We start from the raw sequence: 17,810 nt of genomic DNA, 5'->3' as shown, positions 1-17,810 counted from the left end.
GATTATCTCTTCCCTTTGTCTTTTTTGGCAATGTGACCTCTAAAGTTTCTTGTTGGAGCAAATTCTCCCAACTTATGGCCTACCATATTGTCTGTTACAAATACAGGAATAAATTTATTTCCATTATGCACAGCAAAGGTATGACCTACGAAATCCGGGGAAATCATTGACCTTCTTGACCAGGTCTTGATTACTGACTTTTTTCCGGACTCGTTCATAGCATCCACTTTTTTGGCCAAGTGATGTTCTATATAAGGACCTTTCTTTAATGAACGTGCCATAGTTATTTAGATCTTTTACTGATAATGAATTTATTTGAATACTTTTTAGGAGACCTAGTTTTCTTACCTTTCGCAAGCAAACCTGTTCTAGATCTTGGATGTCCACCTGATGAACGTCCTTCACCACCACCCATAGGGTGATCTACAGGGTTCATAGCTACACCTCTTGTTCTAGGTCTTCTTCCTAACCAGCGCTTTCTACCAGCCTTACCTAATACCACGTTCATGTGATCCCCGTTGGAAACTACACCGATAGTCGCCATACAAACACCAAGAACTAGTCTCATTTCTCCTGAAGGAAGCTTTACGGTAACGTATTTACCATCTCTAGCTACTACTTGAGCATATCCACCAGCACTTCTTGCCATAGCACCACCTTTACCAGGCTTCAACTCTATGTTGTGTACTACAGTACCCAAAGGGATATTTACCAATTGCATAGCGTTGCCCACTTCTGGAGCTACACTCTCACCGGAAATCACTGTTTGTCCTACTTGCAAACCTTCCGGGGCAATAATGTAAGCTTTTGCTCCATCTACATAATAAAGTAATGCAAGACGAGCAGTTCTATTTGGATCATACTCGATAGATTTCACTACCGCTGGTACTCCAAATTTAGTCCTCTTAAAATCTACGATTCTAAGTCTTCTTTTATGGCCACCTCCGATATATCGAGAGGTCATTTTACCTACATTATTTCTACCACCTGATTTCTTCAACGGAGCCAATAGAGACTTTTCTGGCTTTGATGCTGTAATCTCATCAAATGCCGGTGCTACTCTAAATCTGGTTCCTGGAGTTACAGGCTTTAATTTTTTAACTGCCATGATTTTGATTCAATTAAATTTCTCCGTAAAAATCGATTACCTCTCCTTCAGCCACCTTTACGATTGCTTTTTTGAAGGCATTGGTGAATCCACTTACAACTTTTGACTTCGTGTATCTTGTCTTAGACTTACCTGCATAGCGCATAGTTCTTACGTCTACTACTTTTACACCGTACATTTTTTCAACAGCTCTCTTGATCTCTGGCTTCTTTGCAGTTTTTTCAACTACAAATCCATATACACCACTTTCATTCATGGCTGAGATCTTTTCTGTGATCAAAGGTTTTTTTAGTATCTCCATTGTCTTACTTCGATAATAAGTTTTCCAAAATACTTACTGAACCTTCGCACAACATCAAGTTGTCTGCATTAAGCAATTCGTAAGTGTTTACATCGTTCACTGAAACAACCTTAGCTTTTGGTAGATTTCTGCTTGATAAGAATACATTCTTCTCATTTGCAGGTACTACAAGAAGTGTTTTCTTGTCTACCAAAGAAAGTCCACTTAAAAAAGCTAAATAATCCTTGGTCTTTGGTGCATCAAAAGATACATTTTCAACTACCATTAGGCTATTCTCTTTAACTTTATAAGAAAGTGCTGATTTTCTCGCTACTTGCTTCAATTTTTTGTTCAATTTGAAAGAGTAATTTCTTGGTCTTGGACCGAATACTCTACCCCCACCTCTGAACACAGGAGATTTTATAGAACCAGCTCTAGCTCCGCCAGTGCCTTTTTGCTTTTTGATCTTCTTAGTAGATCCAGCAATTTCATTTCTCTCTTTTGACTTATGTGTTCCTTGTCTTTGGTTCGCCAAAAACTGTTTAACATCAAGGTAGATTGCGTGATCATTTGGTTCGATACCAAAAATATCATCGGAAAGCGTTACGTTTCTACCTGTCTCTTCGCCGTTATGTTTTAATACTGCTAATTCCATTGTCTTACTTCTCTAGAATAACGAAAGAATTTTTTGGTCCAGGGACAGATCCACTTACTAAAAGCAAGTTCTTTTCTGGATAGATTTTCAACACTTTCAAGTTGATCACCTTTACTCTATCTCCTCCCATTCTACCTGCCATTCTCATGCCTTTGAATACTCTTGAAGGCCAAGAACAAGCACCAATGGAACCAGGGTGTCTCTGTCTGTTGTGCTGACCGTGAGTTTGACCACCCACACCACCAAAACCATGACGCTTAACTACACCTTGGAAACCTTTTCCTTTGGAAGTACCAATAGCATCGACGAAGTCACCTTCTACGAATACTTGACCGGCTTCTACAGTTTTTCCAAGATCAACCTGACCTTCGAATTCGACCCTAAAGTCCCTGAATTCAACAACTTTCTGCTTTGGCGTAGTACCGGCTTTTTTGAAATGCCCGATAAGTGGCTTTGGAGTGTTTTTCTCCTTACGCTCACCATATGCCAATTGAACAGCGTTGTACCCGTCTGTTTCAACATTTTTTACTTGCGTCACTACGCAAGGACCAGCTTCTATTAGCGTGCATGCGACATTACGTCCATCGGCACTAAAAATGCTAGTCATTCCTACTTTTTTACCTATTATTCCAGACATCTTCTGATATATAATATAATTATACACAAGGTCTTACGCACTTGTGCCCTTTTTAAGGACTGCAAAGTTAGAAATTAAATTCCACCTTACAAACTCCAACTTTAATATTTTCAATTATTTACGAAAAAAAATTTGGTAAATTCCAGAAACTTATTCAATAATATCAACTATGTATATAGCTATACTGCTTTAAATACATAAAAAACCCTCCCAAAACATTGAGAGGGTTCCAAAACTTTGATCTCTTATCCGTCAGACTTTGATTTCAACATCAACTCCACTAGGAAGTTCGATTTTCATCAAAGCATCAACAGTCTTTGAGCTGTTGCTGTAGATATCTACCAATCTTTTGTATGTACAAAGTTGATATTGATCTCTAGCTTTCTTATTCACGTGTGGTGATTTCAATACAGTAAACTTTTCCTTCTTAGTAGGCAAAGGAATCGGTCCAACTACGATTGCACCTGTAGCTTTTACAGCTTTAACGATTTTCTCTGATGACTTATCCACCAGGCTATGATCGTATGATTTTAATTTTATTCTGATTTTCTGATTCATTTTCAATTAGAATTTAGGCTTTTTCACCTTTTACTTTCGCAATAACCGCCTCAGCGATATTGTTTGGTACAGGCTCATAATGTGAGAAGGTAAGTGAAGCGGTTGCTCTACCGGAAGTGATTGTTCTCAAATCCGTAACGTAACCGAACAATTCTGATAGAGGAACGCTAGCTTTAACTACAGTGGAGGATCCTTTTGTATCCATACCTTTCATCAAACCTCTCCTTCTATTCAAATCACCCGTAATTGGACCAGTATACTCATCAGGAGTAACTACGTCTACAGCCATGATTGGCTCAAGTAACTGAGGCTTAGCCTTTCTTGCAGCTTCTTTGAAACCAATTCGTGCTGCCAATTCAAATGACAATGCATCAGAATCGACATCGTGGAATGAACCATGGAATAATCTTACTTTCATAGCCTCAACAGGGTAACCTGCCAATGGACCATTTTTCATCGCCTCTGCGAATCCTTTCTGGATAGCAGGGATGAATTCTTTAGGAATAACACCACCTACGATACCATTCACAAAGTCAAGTCCTGGCTTGATTTCATTTGTCTCTGGATCTGGATCCTTTGGACCTAATTCAAATACAATGTCAGCGAATTTACCTTTACCACCAGACTGCTTTTTATATACTTCTTTATGCTCCACATTAGAGAACAAAGCTTCTTTGTAAGCAACTTGAGGAGCTCCTTGGTTGATCTCAACCTTGAATTCTCTCTTTAATCTATCAATGATAATATCGAGGTGAAGCTCACCCATACCTCTAAGAATCGTCTGACCAGTTTCATGATCAGTATTTACTACTAGAGTAGGATCTTCTTCTACCAATTTAGCAATCGCCATACCTAGTTTATCCGCATCCGCTTGAGTTTTAGGCTCAATAGCATATCCGATAACTGGTTCTGGGAAAATCATTGACTCAAGAACAACCTTACGCTTTTCATCACAAAGCGTATCACCTGTTTTGATGTCTTTGAAACCTACAACAGCTCCAATATCACCAGCTACCAATCTAGGAATTTGATTTTGCTTATTAGCATGCATTTGGAAGACCCTAGATATACGTTCTTTGTTACCAGAACGGCTATTGAATACGTAAGATCCAGATTCTAGAACACCTGAGTATGCTCTTACAAAGCACAACCTACCCACGAATGGATCAGTTGCGATTTTGAAAGCAAGTCCAGTAAACGGCTCGTTTTCATCTGGAGCAATTTTGATTTCTTTTTCTTCATCTTCTAACGAATGACCAATGATATCATCCTTATCTAGAGGAGAAGGTAATAATTCCATTACTAAATCAAGCATTGTTTGAACACCTTTGTTTTTGAAAGATGATCCACAAACCATAGGAACCACTTTCATAGCAATGGTAGCTTGTCTAAGCGCACTAAGAATTTCTGCTTCAGTAATTGAATTGGAATCTTCGAAGAATTTTTCCATCAAAGATTCGTCAAATTCAGCAACAGATTCCAGTAAATATTCTCTGTATTCTGCCACTTCATCAAGCATATCTTCAGGAATTGGAACTTCTTCGAAAGTCATTCCGAAATCATCCTCATTCCACACGATTGCTCTATTGTTGATCAAATCAACAACCCCTCTAAATTTATCTTCAGCACCGATAGGAAGCTGCAAAGGAACCGCATGGCTTCCAAGCATCTCTTTCACTTGCTTACAAACATCGAGGAAGTTAGCTCCTGAACGATCCATCTTGTTGACGAATCCGATACGAGCAACTTTATAATTATCAGCTAATCTCCAGTTGGTTTCAGACTGCGGCTCTACACCATCTACAGCACTGAAAAGGAACACCAACCCATCCAAAATTCTAAGGGAACGGTTTACTTCAACTGTAAAGTCAACGTGACCTGGAGTGTCGATGATATTGATTTGGTACTTATTGTCTCTGTAATTCCAAAAAACAGTGGTAGCAGCAGAAGTAATAGTAATACCTCTCTCCTGCTCTTGAGCCATCCAGTCCATGGTAGCTGCACCGTCGTGAACTTCACCGATTTTGTGGCTGACACCAGAATAAAAAAGGATACGTTCCGTTGTGGTAGTCTTACCAGCATCAATGTGCGCAGCAATACCGATGTTTCTTGTATATTTTAAGTCTCTTGTTGCCATTTCAATTAAAATCTAAAGTGTGAGAATGCTTTATTAGCTTCAGCCATTCTATGTGTATCGTCTTTCTTCTTGACAGCCGCACCTTCTCCTTTTGACGCGGAGATGATTTCACCTGCAAGTCTATCCATCATAGTTTTCTCACCCCTTCTTCTGGCATAAGTGATCATCCACTTGATTCCTAGGGACAACTTTCTTTCAGGTCTAACTTCCATTGGGACCTGGAAAGTAGCACCACCAACTCTACGACTCTTCACTTCTACAGCTGGAGTTATATTGTTAAGCGCTTTTTTCCAAACCTCAAGACCGTTCTCACCTACTTTTTCTTCAACTTTCTCGACTGCATCGTAGAAAATCTTGTAAGCAATACTCTTCTTACCATCCACCATTAGACAGTTTACAAACTTTGTCACCAAAGTATCATTAAACTTCGGATCAGGAAGAATATATCTCTTTTTTGGTTTCGCTTTTCTCATTTTTTCTAAATGTTATAATGTCTTATTTTTTAGCATCCTTTGGACGCTTAGCACCATACTTGGAACGACCTTGCTTACGGTCTTTTACTCCTGCTGTATCTAGTGCACCTCGGATGATGTGATATCTTACACCTGGTAGATCTTTCACACGACCTCCTCTGATCAATACGATAGAGTGCTCTTGCAAATTGTGACCTTCACCTGGAATGTAGGCATTCACCTCTTTTCCGTTCGTCAATCTTACCCTAGCCACTTTTCTCATCGCTGAGTTTGGCTTCTTAGGCGTGGTAGTGTACACCCTGGTACAAACCCCTCTTCTTTGAGGACAAGCATCCAAAGCTCTAGACTTGGACTTAGTCTCAAGGGTAACTCTACCTTTTCTTACTAACTGTTGTATAGTAGGCATTAATTGATAAAATTTATTTTGTTCCTTTAAACTTATGAATTTTGGACTGCAAAGGTAAACAAATAGGTAAAACAAACAAAATTAAGATGTTATATTTTTGTCAAGCCTCACCAGCTGTACCTCCAAAATTCAAGGGGAATGATACGCCCTCGCCTCCTCCTTGAATTTTTCCAAACGTACTTTCGTACTTGTTAATATTATCTTTCAAAGCTGCAAGTAGTCTCTTTGCATGATCTGGTGTCATAATAATTCGAGATTTCACTTTGGCTTTTGGTACTCCTGGCATCATTCTGATGAAATCAATTACAAACTCAGAATGTGAATGTGCAATCATGGCCAAATTGGCATATGTCCCTTCTGCTATATCTTCAGAAAGTTCTACATTGATTTGCTGTTCCTGTGGGTTGTTGTTATTTTGATCCATAATTTTTTGATTAAAAAAGGCCTGTATCAAACAGGCCTTTTAGTAAAATGATTTTCTAATACATTATCTAGCTAGTTCTCTAGACTTTGAACTCACTTTTTCTTTTTCTCCAGATAGCCTTTCGTATTCATCAAGTGAACCTACTATGATATCATTGAATGCTCTCTGACCAGTACCAGCTGGAATAAGATGTCCAACGATAACATTTTCTTTCAGCCCAAGTAGCTCATCACGTTTACCTCTGATTGCTGCCTCACTCAAGACTTTTGTAGTCTCTTGGAATGATGCTGCTGAGATAAAGCTTTCAGTCCCTAGGGATGCAGCTGTGATTCCTTGAAGGGTTGGTCGTGATACAGCAGTCTCTGCATCTCTCACTTGTACTAATTTCAAGTCTTTACGCTTCAAGCTTGAGTTCTCATCTCTTAGTCTTCTTGCTGTAATGATCATACCAGCTTTCAAAGTACTAGACTCGCCTGCATCCATGACTACTTTCTTGTCAAGAATATTGTCATTTTCTTCTCTGAAAGCCCATTTGTCTACAATCTGTCCTTGTAAGAATCCAGTATCTCCTGCATCTAGTATTTCTACTTTCTGCATCATTTGACTCACGATTACTTCAATGTGTTTGTCATTGATCTTCACACCCTGAAGTCTGTAAACCTCTTGAATTTCATTTACCAGATATTCTTGTACTGCCGTTGGGCCTTTGATTGACAATATGTCATTTGGCGTGATAGCACCATCTGATAATGGTTCACCTGCTCTAATAAAGTCATTTTCTTGAACAAGAATGTGCTTAGAAAGGGATACCATGTATCTCTTTTTTACCCCATCTTTAGATTCAATGAAGATTTCTCTGTTACCTCTCTTAATACCACCATAAGTTACTACTCCATCAATTTCAGATACAACTGCTGGATTTGAAGGGTTTCTTGCTTCAAACAATTCCGTAACTCTTGGTAGACCTCCGGTAATATCTCTAGTCTTACCTACAGATCTTGGGATTTTTACAAGGATTTGACCTGCACGAACTTTGTCGCCCGCTTCTACTGCCAAGTGAGCTCCTACTGGAATGTTGTATGCTTTGCTTTCCTCTCCGTAGTTTACAACTACAGCAGGGTTTTTAGTCTTATCTTTAGTATCGATGATAACCTTCTCTCTGTATCCTGTCTGATCATCAGCTACTTCTTTGAAAGTAATACCTTCAATGATTGCTTCAAATTCGATTTCACCATCAAATTCAGATAAAATTACAGCATTGTATGGATCCCAAGTACAAAGAGAATCACCTTTTGCAATCTTTTGACCATCCTTCACATTCAAAACAGCTCCATAAGGCACGTGATTGGAAACCAACAACTTACCTTTTGAATCATTGATCTTGATTTCTCCAGATCTTCCCATCACAATTGATACTGGCTCACCATCTTTATTGGTAGTCTCAATCCATCTTAATTCTTCCTCAAACTCAACAACACCATCAAATTTGGCATTGATGCTTGCTTCAACGGAAATGTTTGATGCAGTACCCCCAACGTGGAAAGTTCTTAGCGTAAGCTGTGTACCAGGCTCACCGATTGACTGAGCAGCGATAACACCTACTGACTCACCATTCTGAACCAAATTACCAGTGGTCAAGTTTCTACCATAACATTTGGCACATACACCACGACGCGTTTCACATGTCAATACTGACCTGATTTCAACTTCGTCAATAGCAGACTCATCTATTCTTCTAGCAATATCATCAGAAATTGTTTCACCAGAGCTTACTAATAGTTCTTCAGTAATAGGATCCACTACATCATGAACAGAAACTCTACCCACAATTCTTTCAGAAAGAGGTTCCACAATCTCATCGTTATCTCTTAATGGCTGAACGATTAGACCTCTAAGCGTTCCACAGTCCTCTTCCGATATAATCATATCTTGGGCTACATCTACGAGTCTTCTAGTCAAGTAACCCGCATCGGCAGTTTTCAAGGCAGTATCTGCAAGACCTTTTCGAGCACCGTGAGTAGAGATAAAGTACTCCAATACATCCAAGCCTTCTTTAAAGTTGGACAAGATTGGATTTTCGATAATCTCACCTACAGAACCTTGAAGGTTTTTCTGTGGCTTGGCCATCAATCCTCTCATACCACCCAGCTGACGTATCTGCTCTCTAGAACCTCTAGCTCCTGAGTGCATCATCATGTAGATTGCATTGAACCCTTGCTTATCTTCCTCCATTTGACGCATCAAAATGTTGGTCAAATTTGAGTTGGTTCTAGTCCAGATATCAATTACTTGGTTGTACCTTTCATTGTCTGTTATAAGACCCATCAAGTAATTATTCCAAACTTGATCTACTTCTTCTTTAGCTTTATTGATCAAAGGATCTTTTTCATCAGGGATGATGACATCATTAAGGCCCATTGACAATCCACCTGAGTAGGCCATTTGGAATCCTAAGTGCTTGATATCATCTAAGAATTGAGCTGTTCTGGCTATACCACAGATTTTAACAACTTCTGCAATGATCTGCTGAAGTTTTTTCTTGGTAAGCAACTCATTCACATAACCAACCTCTTCAGGAACATATTGATTGAAAATCAATCTACCTGCTACTGTATCGATAACTTTCTCAACAAGATCATTGCCTTCTCTTACTGTGACTTTACATTTGATAAGCGCATGTTGTGAAATTCTACCTTCATTCAATGCAATGATAACTTCTTCCTCGCCGTAGAAGGTCAGACCCTCACCAAGAACTGGCTCTTCAGGGGTTGATTTTTTACCTTTGGTCACATAGTAAAGTCCCAAAACCATATCTTGAGATGGAACAGTGATAGGTGCCCCATTTGCAGGGTTTAGGATATTGTGTGAAGAAAGCATCAAAGTAGAAGCTTCCAAGATCGCTTCATGACCAAGTGGAACGTGAACCGCCATCTGGTCACCATCAAAGTCAGCGTTGAATGCTGTACAAACCAATGGATGCAACTGAATGGCTTTTCCTTCAATCAATTTTGGCTGAAACGCTTGAATACCCAATCTGTGAAGTGTAGGAGCACGGTTAAGCAACACTGGGTGTCCTTTAAGCACATTTTCCAAAATATCCCAAACAACTGGATCTTTTCTATCTACAATTTTTTTAGCAGATTTTACAGTTTTAACAATACCTCTTTCAATCAGCTTTCTGATAATAAAAGGCTTGAAAAGTTCTGCTGCCATATTCTTTGGCAATCCGCATTCATGAAGCTTCAACTCAGGTCCAACGACAATAACCGAACGTCCAGAGTAATCTACCCTCTTACCTAGTAGGTTTTGACGGAATCTACCCTGCTTACCTTTCAGCATGTCGGAAAGAGACTTAAGTGCTCTGTTACCATCAGATCTTACAGCATTCACTTTTCTTGAGTTGTCAAAAAGGGAATCTACAGCTTCCTGTAACATTCGCTTCTCATTTCTCAAGATTACTTCTGGTGCTTTTATATCAATTAATCTCTTCAGACGGTTGTTTCTGATGATCACCCTTCTATAAAGATCATTCAAATCTGAGGTAGCAAATCTACCACCATCCAAAGGAACCAAAGGTCTCAATTCAGGTGGAATTACAGGAACCATTCTTACTACCATCCATTCAGGACGATTTTCGATTCTTGTTCTTGCATCTCTAAATGCTTCTACTACTTTTAGCCTTTTAAGTGCCTCAGCTTTTCTCTGCTGAGAAGTATCTGTGGCAGCTTGGTGTCTTAAGCTGTAAGAAAGGTCATCAAGATCAAGTCTTGCTAATAACATTTCAATTGCCTCAGCACCCATTTTTGCTATGAATTTGCTAGGATCGTCATCATCAAGCATTTGGTTTTCTTTTGGAAGCTTGTCCATGATATCCAAATACTCATCTTCTGTCAAAAAGTCTAGGTACTGAATACCTTCTTCGGCCTTCACACCAGCTTGAACGACAGCGTATCGCTCATAATAAACAATTTGATCCAGCTTCTTCGTTGGTAAACCCAACAAGTATCCTATTTTGTTTGGAAGGGATTTGAAGTACCAAATGTGTGCTACAGGAACGACCAATTCAATGTGGCCCATTCTTTCTCTTCGCACTTTTTTCTCAGTCACTTCAACACCACATCTGTCACAAATGATACCTTTATATCTTATGCGCTTGTATTTACCACAATGACACTCCCAGTCTTTGACAGGCCCGAAGATTCTCTCACAGAATAATCCACCCATTTCAGGCTTATAGGTTCTGTAGTTGATTGTTTCAGGTTGCGTCACTTCACCATGAGAGCTATCCAGGATTGACTCTGGAGAAGCCAAACTAATAGTGACTCTGGAAAAGTCGTTGTTTAGTTTTTTGTTTTTTCTGAACGCCATAATATTTGAAGAGTATGTTAAGGGCCTTGCGGCCCGTATTTTTTCTATTAGTCTAAGGTAATTTCTAAAGCCAAACCTCTAAGCTCATGCACCAAAACATTGAATGATTCTGGAATGTTTGGCTTAGGAAGATTTTCCCCTTTTACGATAGCTTCGTAAGCTTTTGCTCTACCTACTACATCATCAGACTTCACTGTTAGGATTTCTTGAAGAACGTGAGAAGCACCGAATGCCTCTAACGCCCAAACTTCCATCTCACCGAATCTCTGACCACCAAATTGAGCTTTACCTCCAAGTGGCTGCTGCGTAATCAAGGAGTATGGACCAATAGATCTTGCGTGCATCTTATCATCTACTAAGTGACCTAACTTCAACATGTAAGCTATACCCACAGTAACAGGCTGATCAAATTTCTTACCTGTAAGACCATCGTAAAGGTAAGTTCTACCATATGCTGGTAACCCTGCCTTTTCAAGTTCTTCAGCCACTTCTTCCATGGTAGCACCATCAAAGATTGGTGTAGCATATTTCTTACCCATTTTGTGACCTGCCCAAGCCAGTACAGTTTCGAAGATCTGTCCGATGTTCATCCTAGAAGGTACACCAAGTGGGTTCAATACGATATCCATTGGGGTTCCATCCTCTAAGAAAGGCATGTCTTCCTCTCTTACGATCCTTGCCACGATACCTTTGTTACCGTGTCTACCTGCCATTTTATCCCCAACTTTAAGCTTACGCTTTTTGGCTACATATACTTTAGCAAGTTGAACTATACCTGCTGGAAGCTCATCTCCTACCTCAAGAGTGAACTTATCGCGCTTGAAGATACCAGAGATTTCATTTCTTGCATTGATATAGTTTTTAACCAAATACTGTATCAACTTATTGGTATGAGCATCATCTGTCCAATCATCTAATATAATGTCAGAGATAAGGTTTGCTTCTTCTTGAACATTATAGTTGGATTCGTCCCTGTAAGGGTTTTTGCTAGGGAATAAATTCTGCTCAATATTCTTAGCATTGAATTTCACTCCTTTGCTGATAATTTCATCACCAAATTTATGCTTGACACCTTGAGAAGTCTTACCATCCAAAAGTGTAATCAACTTGTTGATCATTTTAGCTCTGATTCCAAGGAGATCCTTAGAATATTTAGCTTTCAATTTTTCAACTTCTGATTTTGCTTTTGCTCTTAGATCCTTATCCTTTTTCGGTCTTGAGAAGAGTTTGGTTTCGATAACTACTCCATTCAATGAAGGTGAAGCTTTCAATGAAGCATCTTTTACATCACCTGCCTTGTCACCAAAGATTGCTCTAAGAAGCTTTTCTTCTGGTGTTGGATCAGTTTCACCTTTTGGTGTGATTTTACCTATAATAATATCACCTTCCTTAAGTTCAGCTCCAACCCTGATGATACCATTTTCATCCAGATTTTTTACAGCCTCTTCAGAAACGTTAGGGATCTCAGATGTCAATTCTTCCTCACCTCTCTTGGTATCACGAACTTCAAGCTGGAATTCTTCAATGTGAATTGAAGTAAAGATATCTTCTCGTGCCACTCTCTCAGAGATAACAATAGCATCCTCAAAGTTATATCCTTGCCAAGGCATGTAAGCAACTCTAAGGTTTTTACCCAAAGCTAACTCACCATTATTAGTAGCATAACCTTCTACTAAAACTTGGCCCTTCTTCACTTTTTGTCCTTTAAGAACCAAAGGTGTGAGGTTGATTGTAGTGTCTTGGTTAGTTCTTCTGAACTTCACCAGGTTATATGTCTTATACTCATCGCTAAAGTTAACCAACAAGTCATCTTCAGTCAAATCGTACTTAATTGTAATCTTGGTAGCATCTACATAGTCTACTACACCATCTGTCTCAGCTATAATCAAAGCTCTAGAATCAATGGCAGCTTTTGCTTCCAAACCAGTCCCAACTATTGGAGACTCCGCTTTCAACAATGGAACTGCTTGACGCTGCATGTTAGATCCCATCAAGGCTCTGTTAGCATCATCATGCTCAAGGAAAGGAATCAAGGATGCAGCTACAGATACGATTTGGTTAGGTGCTACATCCATATAACTAATCTCTTTTGGATCAAGTACAGGGAAATCACCTTCAAATCTTGCTTTCACTCTATCATTAATAAAGTTTCCTTCTTCATCTAATGGGGCATTTGCTTGTGCAATATTGTTATCGTCCTCTTCTTCTGCAGTCAAGAAAACAATATCCTCTGTATCCATGGCTACTTTACCCTCTTTTACTTTTCTGTAAGGAGTTTCAAGGAATCCCATAGAATTCACTTTTGCGTGAACACAAAGTGATGAGATCAATCCAATGTTTGGACCTTCTGGAGTTTCAATAGTACAAAGACGACCATAATGCGTATAGTGAACATCACGTACCTCGAAACCAGCTCTCTCTCTAGATAGACCGCCTGGACCGAGGGCAGAAAGTCTTCTCTTGTGAGTAAGTTCAGCAAGTGGATTGGTTTGATCCATAAACTGAGACAACTGATTGGTTCCAAAGAAAGAGTTGATTACTGAAGATAAGGTTCTAGCGTTGATTAGATCAACTGGTTTGAAATCTTCATTGTCTCTTACGTTCATTCTTTCACGGATGGTTCTTGCCATTCTAGCAAGACCAACTCCAAATTGACTATAAAGCTGCTCACCAACAGTTCTTACCCTTCTATTAGAAAGGTGATCTATATCATCTACTACAGCTTTAGAGTTGATCAAACCGATTAAATACTTCACAATATTGATAATATCTTCAGTAGTCAACACGATTTTGTCAGCATCGATATTCAACCCAAGTTTTTTGTTGATTCGGTATCTACCAACTTCACCTAGGTCATATCTTTTATCAGAGAAGAAAAGTCCATGAATAACTTCCCTAGCCGTAGCCTCATCAGGAGCTTCAGTATTTCTCAATTGACGGTAAATAACTTCTACAGCCTCTTTCTCTGAATTGGAATTGTCTTTCTGAAGCGTATTATATATAATAGAATAATCTGCTACGTTGACATCTTCTCTATGGAGAATGATTGATTTTGCACCAGAATCAAGAATCATTTCAATATCTTCATCAGTAAGAATAGAATCTCTTTCAAGCAAAACTTCATTTCTATCAATAGATACAACTTCACCTGTATCCTCATCCACAAAATCCTCTACCCAAGTTCTCAATACCCGAGCGGCAAGTTTTCGTCCCGAAACCTTTTTCAAGGCTACTTTTGTAGCTGCTACTTCCTCAGAAAGTCCAAAAAGATCTAAGATTTCTTTATCAGAACCAAAGCCTATTGCTCTAAGAAGTGTAGTAACGGGAAACTTCTTTTTTCTATCAATATAAGCGTACATCACATTATTGATGTCAGTAGCAAATTCTATCCAGCTACCTTTGAAAGGAATAATTCTGGCAGAATACAATTTGGTACCATTAGTATGCTTACTTTGAGCAAAGAAAACACCAGGAGACCTGTGGAGTTGAGATACTATAACTCTCTCTGCTCCATTGATCACAAATGAGCCCTTTTCAGTCATATAAGGAAGATTTCCAAGGAATACTTCCTGCTCTATTGTTTCAAAATCTTCATTGTCTTCATCAGAGCACAAAAGTCTTAATTTGGCTTTGAGTGGGACAGAATAAGTAAGACCTCTATCAATACACTCTTCAATGTTGTATTTAGGAGGATCTACAGCATAGTCAATAAATTCAAGAGTGAAGTTTTCTCTTGAGTCACTTATCGGGAAGTTCTCAGAGAACACTTTGAAAAGACCATCCTGTCTCCTTCTTTCAGCTGGAGTATCAAGCTGGAAAAAGTCTTTGAAGGATTGTAATTGGATATCTAAGAAATCCGGATAGTCTTTGACTACCTTAATAGATGAGAAACTTTTCCTTTCGGGTTGATTCTGGATAGCCAAGGCAGTATATATTTATAGTGATAATTAATAACCGAATGCGACAATTTTCGCTTGAAATAGTGCAATTGTTTACCTGTGCACAAACAGGAAAAGACCTGACTATTAAGTCAGGTCTAAATCTGTTTTCTTCACCTATTTGGCAAAGAAAGTCAAATTACTTGATCTCAACTTCAGCTCCAGCCTCTTCAAGAGACTTTTTCAAAGCTTCAGCTTCGTCTTTAGCGATTCCTTCTTTTACAGCTTTAGGAGCACTATCAACTAGTTCCTTAGCTTCTTTCAAGCCAAGACCAGTCAATTCTTTTACAAGCTTAACTACAGCTAATTTTTGACCACCAGCGGCCTTAAGGATTACATCGAAAGAAGTTTTTTCTTCTTCAGCAGCTCCACCGTCTCCAGCAGCACCACCAGCTACCATTACAGCACCAGCAGCAGCAGGCTCGATACCATAATCCTCTTTCAAAATATCAGCCAATTCTTTTACTTCTTTTACAGTCAAGTTTACCAACTGATCAGCAAGTTGTTTAAGATCTGCCATTGTATTAATATTTAAATTGTTGTGTTTACTAATTGATTTGATAAATTAAGATTATTCTTTTTCAGAAAGGGTTTTAACCACACCAGCGATAGTATTCTGACCATACTGAAGGGCAGAAATAAGATTTTTTGCTGGAGATTGAAGAAGACCGATAACATCTCCCAAAAGTTCATTTTTAGACTTCAATGTGGACAACATCTCGAGATTTTTCTCACCGATGAAGACATCTGAATCTATATAAGCACCTTTGAAAACTGGTCTAGTTTCCTTCTTACCTAATTTTTTTCTGAAATCAAGGATTAATTTCGCAGGAAGGTTTCCAACTTCTTTGGAGAAAACAATACCTGAGAATCCTTTTAGAGCTTCTTCCGAAAACTTTGTATAATCACCCTCAAGATTCTCGAGAGCTTTAGCAATAAGAGTATTCTTATATACTTTATATTCAACACCTTTTTCGAAACATACTCTTCTGAAAGCATTTACTTGAGCTACATCGAAGCCACCTGCATCAGTAATGTAGAAATACGGGGTTTCTTTGAATTTCTCGGTAAGACCTTCGATTATTACTTTTTTCTCGTCTCTAGTCATGATTAAATTCCTTGAATACTACCTTTATCTACAATAATTCCAGGAGACATTGTGCTAGACAAATGTATACTTCTGAAATAAGTTCCTTTAGAAGAAGCTGGCTTCAATTTAGAGATAGTAGCAATAAGCTCTTTTGCATTCTCCTGAATTTGTTCTGGGGTAAAAGATGCTTTACCTATACCCGCATGAATGATTCCAAACTTATCTACTTTGAAATCAATTTTACCTGCTTTCACTTCTTTTACAGCTTTTCCTACTTCTAGGGTAACTGTACCAGATTTTGGGTTAGGCATCAAGCCTCTTGGTCCCAAAACCCTACCTAATCTACCTACTTTAGCCATAACGTTAGGCATGGTGATGATCACATCGACATCAGTCCATCCACCTTCAATTTTAGCTATATAGTCGTCTAATCCAACATAATCAGCACCTGCTTCTTTGGCTTCAGCTTCTTTGTCAGGAGTACATAGTACTAATACCTTAACATCTTTACCTGTGCCGTGAGGAAGTGCGACTACTCCTCTTACCATTTGATCTGCTTTTCTAGGATCTACGCCCAAACGAACGTCGATATCTACAGAAGCATCAAATTTGGTGTTGGTGATTTGCTTCACAATTGAAGAAGCCTCCTCCAGAGAGTACTGTTGGCTTGGGTCGTACTTAGAAAGAGCTTCTTTTTGCTTTTTTGTTAACTTAGCCATAGTTTTTATTTTATTCCTCCCAAGGGGCTTTTCCAGATACTGTGATACCCATACTTCTTGCTGTACCTGCAATCATTTTCATAGCAGATTCAACTTTAAAAGCATTTAAGTCAGGCATTTTAACCTCAGCGATTTCTTTTACTTGATCCCAAGTAACAGAACCTACTTTTTTCCTGTTTGGCTCTGAAGAACCGCCTTTGATTTTTGCTGCCTCGATAAGCATATTAGCCGCAGGAGGAGTTTTTACAACAAAGTCAAAAGACTTATCAGAATAAACAGTAATCAAAACAGGCAATACTGCACCCATTTTATCTTGGGTTCTAGCATTGAATTGCTTACAGAACTCCATAATGTTCAGACCCTTTGATCCAAGGGCTGGACCTACTGGAGGCGATGGATTTGCCTGGCCACCTTTCACCTGTAATTTCACATAACCAGTGATTTCCTTAGCCATTTCCTAGTCTTGTTTTTCTACTTGTATAAAGTTTAATTCAACAGGAGTATTTCGTCCGAAGATTTTGACCATAACATTCAATTTCTTCTTATCTTCAAATACTTCCTCTATTGTTCCCGAGAATCCACTGAAAGGACCATCCATTACCTTTATGGTCTCTCCCACTATAAATGGAGTATCAAGCTTCTCTGCAAACTCATCAATCTCCTCAACACGACCTAAGATCCTGTTAACTTCTGATTGTCGTAATGGCTCAGGGGTTTTGGAAGCCCCCCCTTGGTTTGATCCTAAGAAACCGATAACACCCGGAATGCTTGTGATTACGTGATTAGCTTCACCGTGGGTCAGATCTGCATGCACCAAAACGTAGCCAGGGAAGAAATTTCTTTCCCTTACTCTTTTCTTGCCATTACGCATCTCGTAAACTTTCTCAGAAGGTATCAAAACCTCAGGAATAAATTCCTCAAGCTTTTGACGGAGAATCTCATTATCCAAATATGATTTGGTTTTCTTCTCCTGTCCTGCTACCACTCTAAGCACATACCACTTATGTTCAGCCATCA

General features: G+C 39.0%; 17 protein-coding genes. All 17 read right to left on the bottom strand.

Annotation, left to right across the window (positions count from 1 at the left end):
* Positions 1 to 2 precede the first annotated feature (2 nt).
* Positions 3 to 281, bottom strand: a complete 279-nt coding sequence (gene rpsS / locus MM214_RS11095) for a 30S ribosomal protein S19 (RefSeq protein ID WP_106566639.1) — start codon at positions 279 to 281, stop codon at positions 3 to 5.
* A 2-nt stretch (positions 282 to 283) separates the two neighbouring features.
* Positions 284 to 1,108, bottom strand: a complete 825-nt coding sequence (gene rplB / locus MM214_RS11090; RefSeq protein ID WP_241295429.1) for a 50S ribosomal protein L2 — start codon at positions 1,106 to 1,108, stop codon at positions 284 to 286.
* 13 nt (positions 1,109 to 1,121) lie between these two features.
* Complete coding sequence (gene rplW, locus MM214_RS11085; protein ID WP_241295426.1) at positions 1,122 to 1,409, bottom strand: 50S ribosomal protein L23; 288 nt, start codon at positions 1,407 to 1,409, stop codon at positions 1,122 to 1,124.
* Positions 1,410 to 1,413: 4 nt separating this feature from the next.
* Positions 1,414 to 2,043 carry a 50S ribosomal protein L4 gene (rplD, locus tag MM214_RS11080; RefSeq protein ID WP_241295424.1) on the bottom strand — a complete coding sequence of 210 codons (630 nt, stop codon included), beginning with the start codon at positions 2,041 to 2,043 and terminating at the stop codon, positions 1,414 to 1,416.
* A 4-nt stretch (positions 2,044 to 2,047) separates the two neighbouring features.
* Positions 2,048 to 2,680 (bottom strand): 50S ribosomal protein L3, encoded by a 633-nt coding sequence (rplC, locus tag MM214_RS11075; RefSeq protein WP_089240535.1) that lies wholly within the window; start codon positions 2,678 to 2,680, stop codon positions 2,048 to 2,050.
* 252 nt (positions 2,681 to 2,932) lie between these two features.
* Positions 2,933 to 3,238: a 30S ribosomal protein S10 gene (gene rpsJ, locus MM214_RS11070; protein WP_009183381.1), complete on the bottom strand. Its 306-nt coding sequence runs from the start codon at positions 3,236 to 3,238 to the stop codon at positions 2,933 to 2,935.
* Positions 3,239 to 3,251: 13 nt separating this feature from the next.
* Positions 3,252 to 5,375: an elongation factor G gene (gene fusA, locus MM214_RS11065; protein WP_241295422.1), complete on the bottom strand. Its 2,124-nt coding sequence runs from the start codon at positions 5,373 to 5,375 to the stop codon at positions 3,252 to 3,254.
* Positions 5,376 to 5,380: 5 nt separating this feature from the next.
* Positions 5,381 to 5,848 carry a 30S ribosomal protein S7 gene (gene rpsG, locus MM214_RS11060; RefSeq protein WP_241295420.1) on the bottom strand — a complete coding sequence of 156 codons (468 nt, stop codon included), beginning with the start codon at positions 5,846 to 5,848 and terminating at the stop codon, positions 5,381 to 5,383.
* A gap of 22 nt (positions 5,849 to 5,870) precedes the next feature.
* Positions 5,871 to 6,254, bottom strand: a complete 384-nt coding sequence (gene rpsL, locus MM214_RS11055) for a 30S ribosomal protein S12 (protein ID WP_241295418.1) — start codon at positions 6,252 to 6,254, stop codon at positions 5,871 to 5,873.
* Positions 6,255 to 6,354: 100 nt separating this feature from the next.
* Positions 6,355 to 6,678 (bottom strand): DUF3467 domain-containing protein, encoded by a 324-nt coding sequence (locus MM214_RS11050; protein WP_241295415.1) that lies wholly within the window; start codon positions 6,676 to 6,678, stop codon positions 6,355 to 6,357.
* Between the two features lie 63 nt (positions 6,679 to 6,741).
* Positions 6,742 to 11,046 carry a DNA-directed RNA polymerase subunit beta' gene (gene rpoC, locus MM214_RS11045; protein ID WP_241295414.1) on the bottom strand — a complete coding sequence of 1,435 codons (4,305 nt, stop codon included), beginning with the start codon at positions 11,044 to 11,046 and terminating at the stop codon, positions 6,742 to 6,744.
* A 47-nt stretch (positions 11,047 to 11,093) separates the two neighbouring features.
* Entirely contained in the window at positions 11,094 to 14,969 is a 3,876-nt protein-coding gene (gene rpoB / locus MM214_RS11040; protein ID WP_241295413.1) for a DNA-directed RNA polymerase subunit beta, read from the bottom strand.
* A 154-nt stretch (positions 14,970 to 15,123) separates the two neighbouring features.
* The gene (gene rplL / locus MM214_RS11035; RefSeq protein ID WP_241295412.1) at positions 15,124 to 15,504 is read right to left on the bottom strand and encodes a 50S ribosomal protein L7/L12; all 381 of its coding nucleotides are present in this window, start codon (positions 15,502 to 15,504) and stop codon (positions 15,124 to 15,126) included.
* A gap of 51 nt (positions 15,505 to 15,555) precedes the next feature.
* Positions 15,556 to 16,092, bottom strand: a complete 537-nt coding sequence (gene rplJ / locus MM214_RS11030; RefSeq protein ID WP_241295411.1) for a 50S ribosomal protein L10 — start codon at positions 16,090 to 16,092, stop codon at positions 15,556 to 15,558.
* Positions 16,093 to 16,094: 2 nt separating this feature from the next.
* Complete coding sequence (gene rplA / locus MM214_RS11025) at positions 16,095 to 16,793, bottom strand: 50S ribosomal protein L1 (RefSeq protein WP_241295410.1); 699 nt, start codon at positions 16,791 to 16,793, stop codon at positions 16,095 to 16,097.
* A 10-nt stretch (positions 16,794 to 16,803) separates the two neighbouring features.
* A complete protein-coding gene (gene rplK / locus MM214_RS11020; protein ID WP_241295409.1) occupies positions 16,804 to 17,247 on the bottom strand; it encodes a 50S ribosomal protein L11 in 444 nt (147 codons plus the stop codon).
* Positions 17,248 to 17,250: 3 nt separating this feature from the next.
* A complete protein-coding gene (gene nusG, locus MM214_RS11015) occupies positions 17,251 to 17,808 on the bottom strand; it encodes a transcription termination/antitermination protein NusG (protein WP_241295407.1) in 558 nt (185 codons plus the stop codon).
* Positions 17,809 to 17,810 lie beyond the last annotated feature (2 nt).

The sequence above is a fragment of the Belliella kenyensis genome (assembly GCF_022549675.1).
GTDB classification, from domain to species: domain Bacteria; phylum Bacteroidota; class Bacteroidia; order Cytophagales; family Cyclobacteriaceae; genus Belliella; species Belliella kenyensis.
This window is presented reverse-complemented; position numbering and strand designations above follow the sequence as displayed.

Bases quoted from the DNA above. Each gene is read 5' to 3' on its own strand.
- rpsS (WP_106566639.1), bottom strand. From the start codon at position 281: ATGGCACGTTCATTAAAGAAAGGTCCTTATATAGAACATCACTTGGCC.
- rplB (WP_241295429.1), bottom strand. From the start codon at position 1,108: ATGGCAGTTAAAAAATTAAAGCCTGTAACTCCAGGAACCAGATTTAGA.
- rplW (WP_241295426.1), bottom strand. From the start codon at position 1,409: ATGGAGATACTAAAAAAACCTTTGATCACAGAAAAGATCTCAGCCATG.
- rplD (WP_241295424.1), bottom strand. From the start codon at position 2,043: ATGGAATTAGCAGTATTAAAACATAACGGCGAAGAGACAGGTAGAAAC.
- rplC (WP_089240535.1), bottom strand. From the start codon at position 2,680: ATGTCTGGAATAATAGGTAAAAAAGTAGGAATGACTAGCATTTTTAGT.
- rpsJ (WP_009183381.1), bottom strand. From the start codon at position 3,238: ATGAATCAGAAAATCAGAATAAAATTAAAATCATACGATCATAGCCTG.
- fusA (WP_241295422.1), bottom strand. From the start codon at position 5,375: ATGGCAACAAGAGACTTAAAATATACAAGAAACATCGGTATTGCTGCG.
- rpsG (WP_241295420.1), bottom strand. From the start codon at position 5,848: ATGAGAAAAGCGAAACCAAAAAAGAGATATATTCTTCCTGATCCGAAG.
- rpsL (WP_241295418.1), bottom strand. From the start codon at position 6,254: ATGCCTACTATACAACAGTTAGTAAGAAAAGGTAGAGTTACCCTTGAG.
- MM214_RS11050 (WP_241295415.1), bottom strand. From the start codon at position 6,678: ATGGATCAAAATAACAACAACCCACAGGAACAGCAAATCAATGTAGAA.
- rpoC (WP_241295414.1), bottom strand. From the start codon at position 11,046: ATGGCGTTCAGAAAAAACAAAAAACTAAACAACGACTTTTCCAGAGTC.
- rplL (WP_241295412.1), bottom strand. From the start codon at position 15,504: ATGGCAGATCTTAAACAACTTGCTGATCAGTTGGTAAACTTGACTGTA.
- rplJ (WP_241295411.1), bottom strand. From the start codon at position 16,092: ATGACTAGAGACGAGAAAAAAGTAATAATCGAAGGTCTTACCGAGAAA.
- rplA (WP_241295410.1), bottom strand. From the start codon at position 16,793: ATGGCTAAGTTAACAAAAAAGCAAAAAGAAGCTCTTTCTAAGTACGAC.
- rplK (WP_241295409.1), bottom strand. From the start codon at position 17,247: ATGGCTAAGGAAATCACTGGTTATGTGAAATTACAGGTGAAAGGTGGC.
- nusG (WP_241295407.1), bottom strand. From the start codon at position 17,808: ATGGCTGAACATAAGTGGTATGTGCTTAGAGTGGTAGCAGGACAGGAG.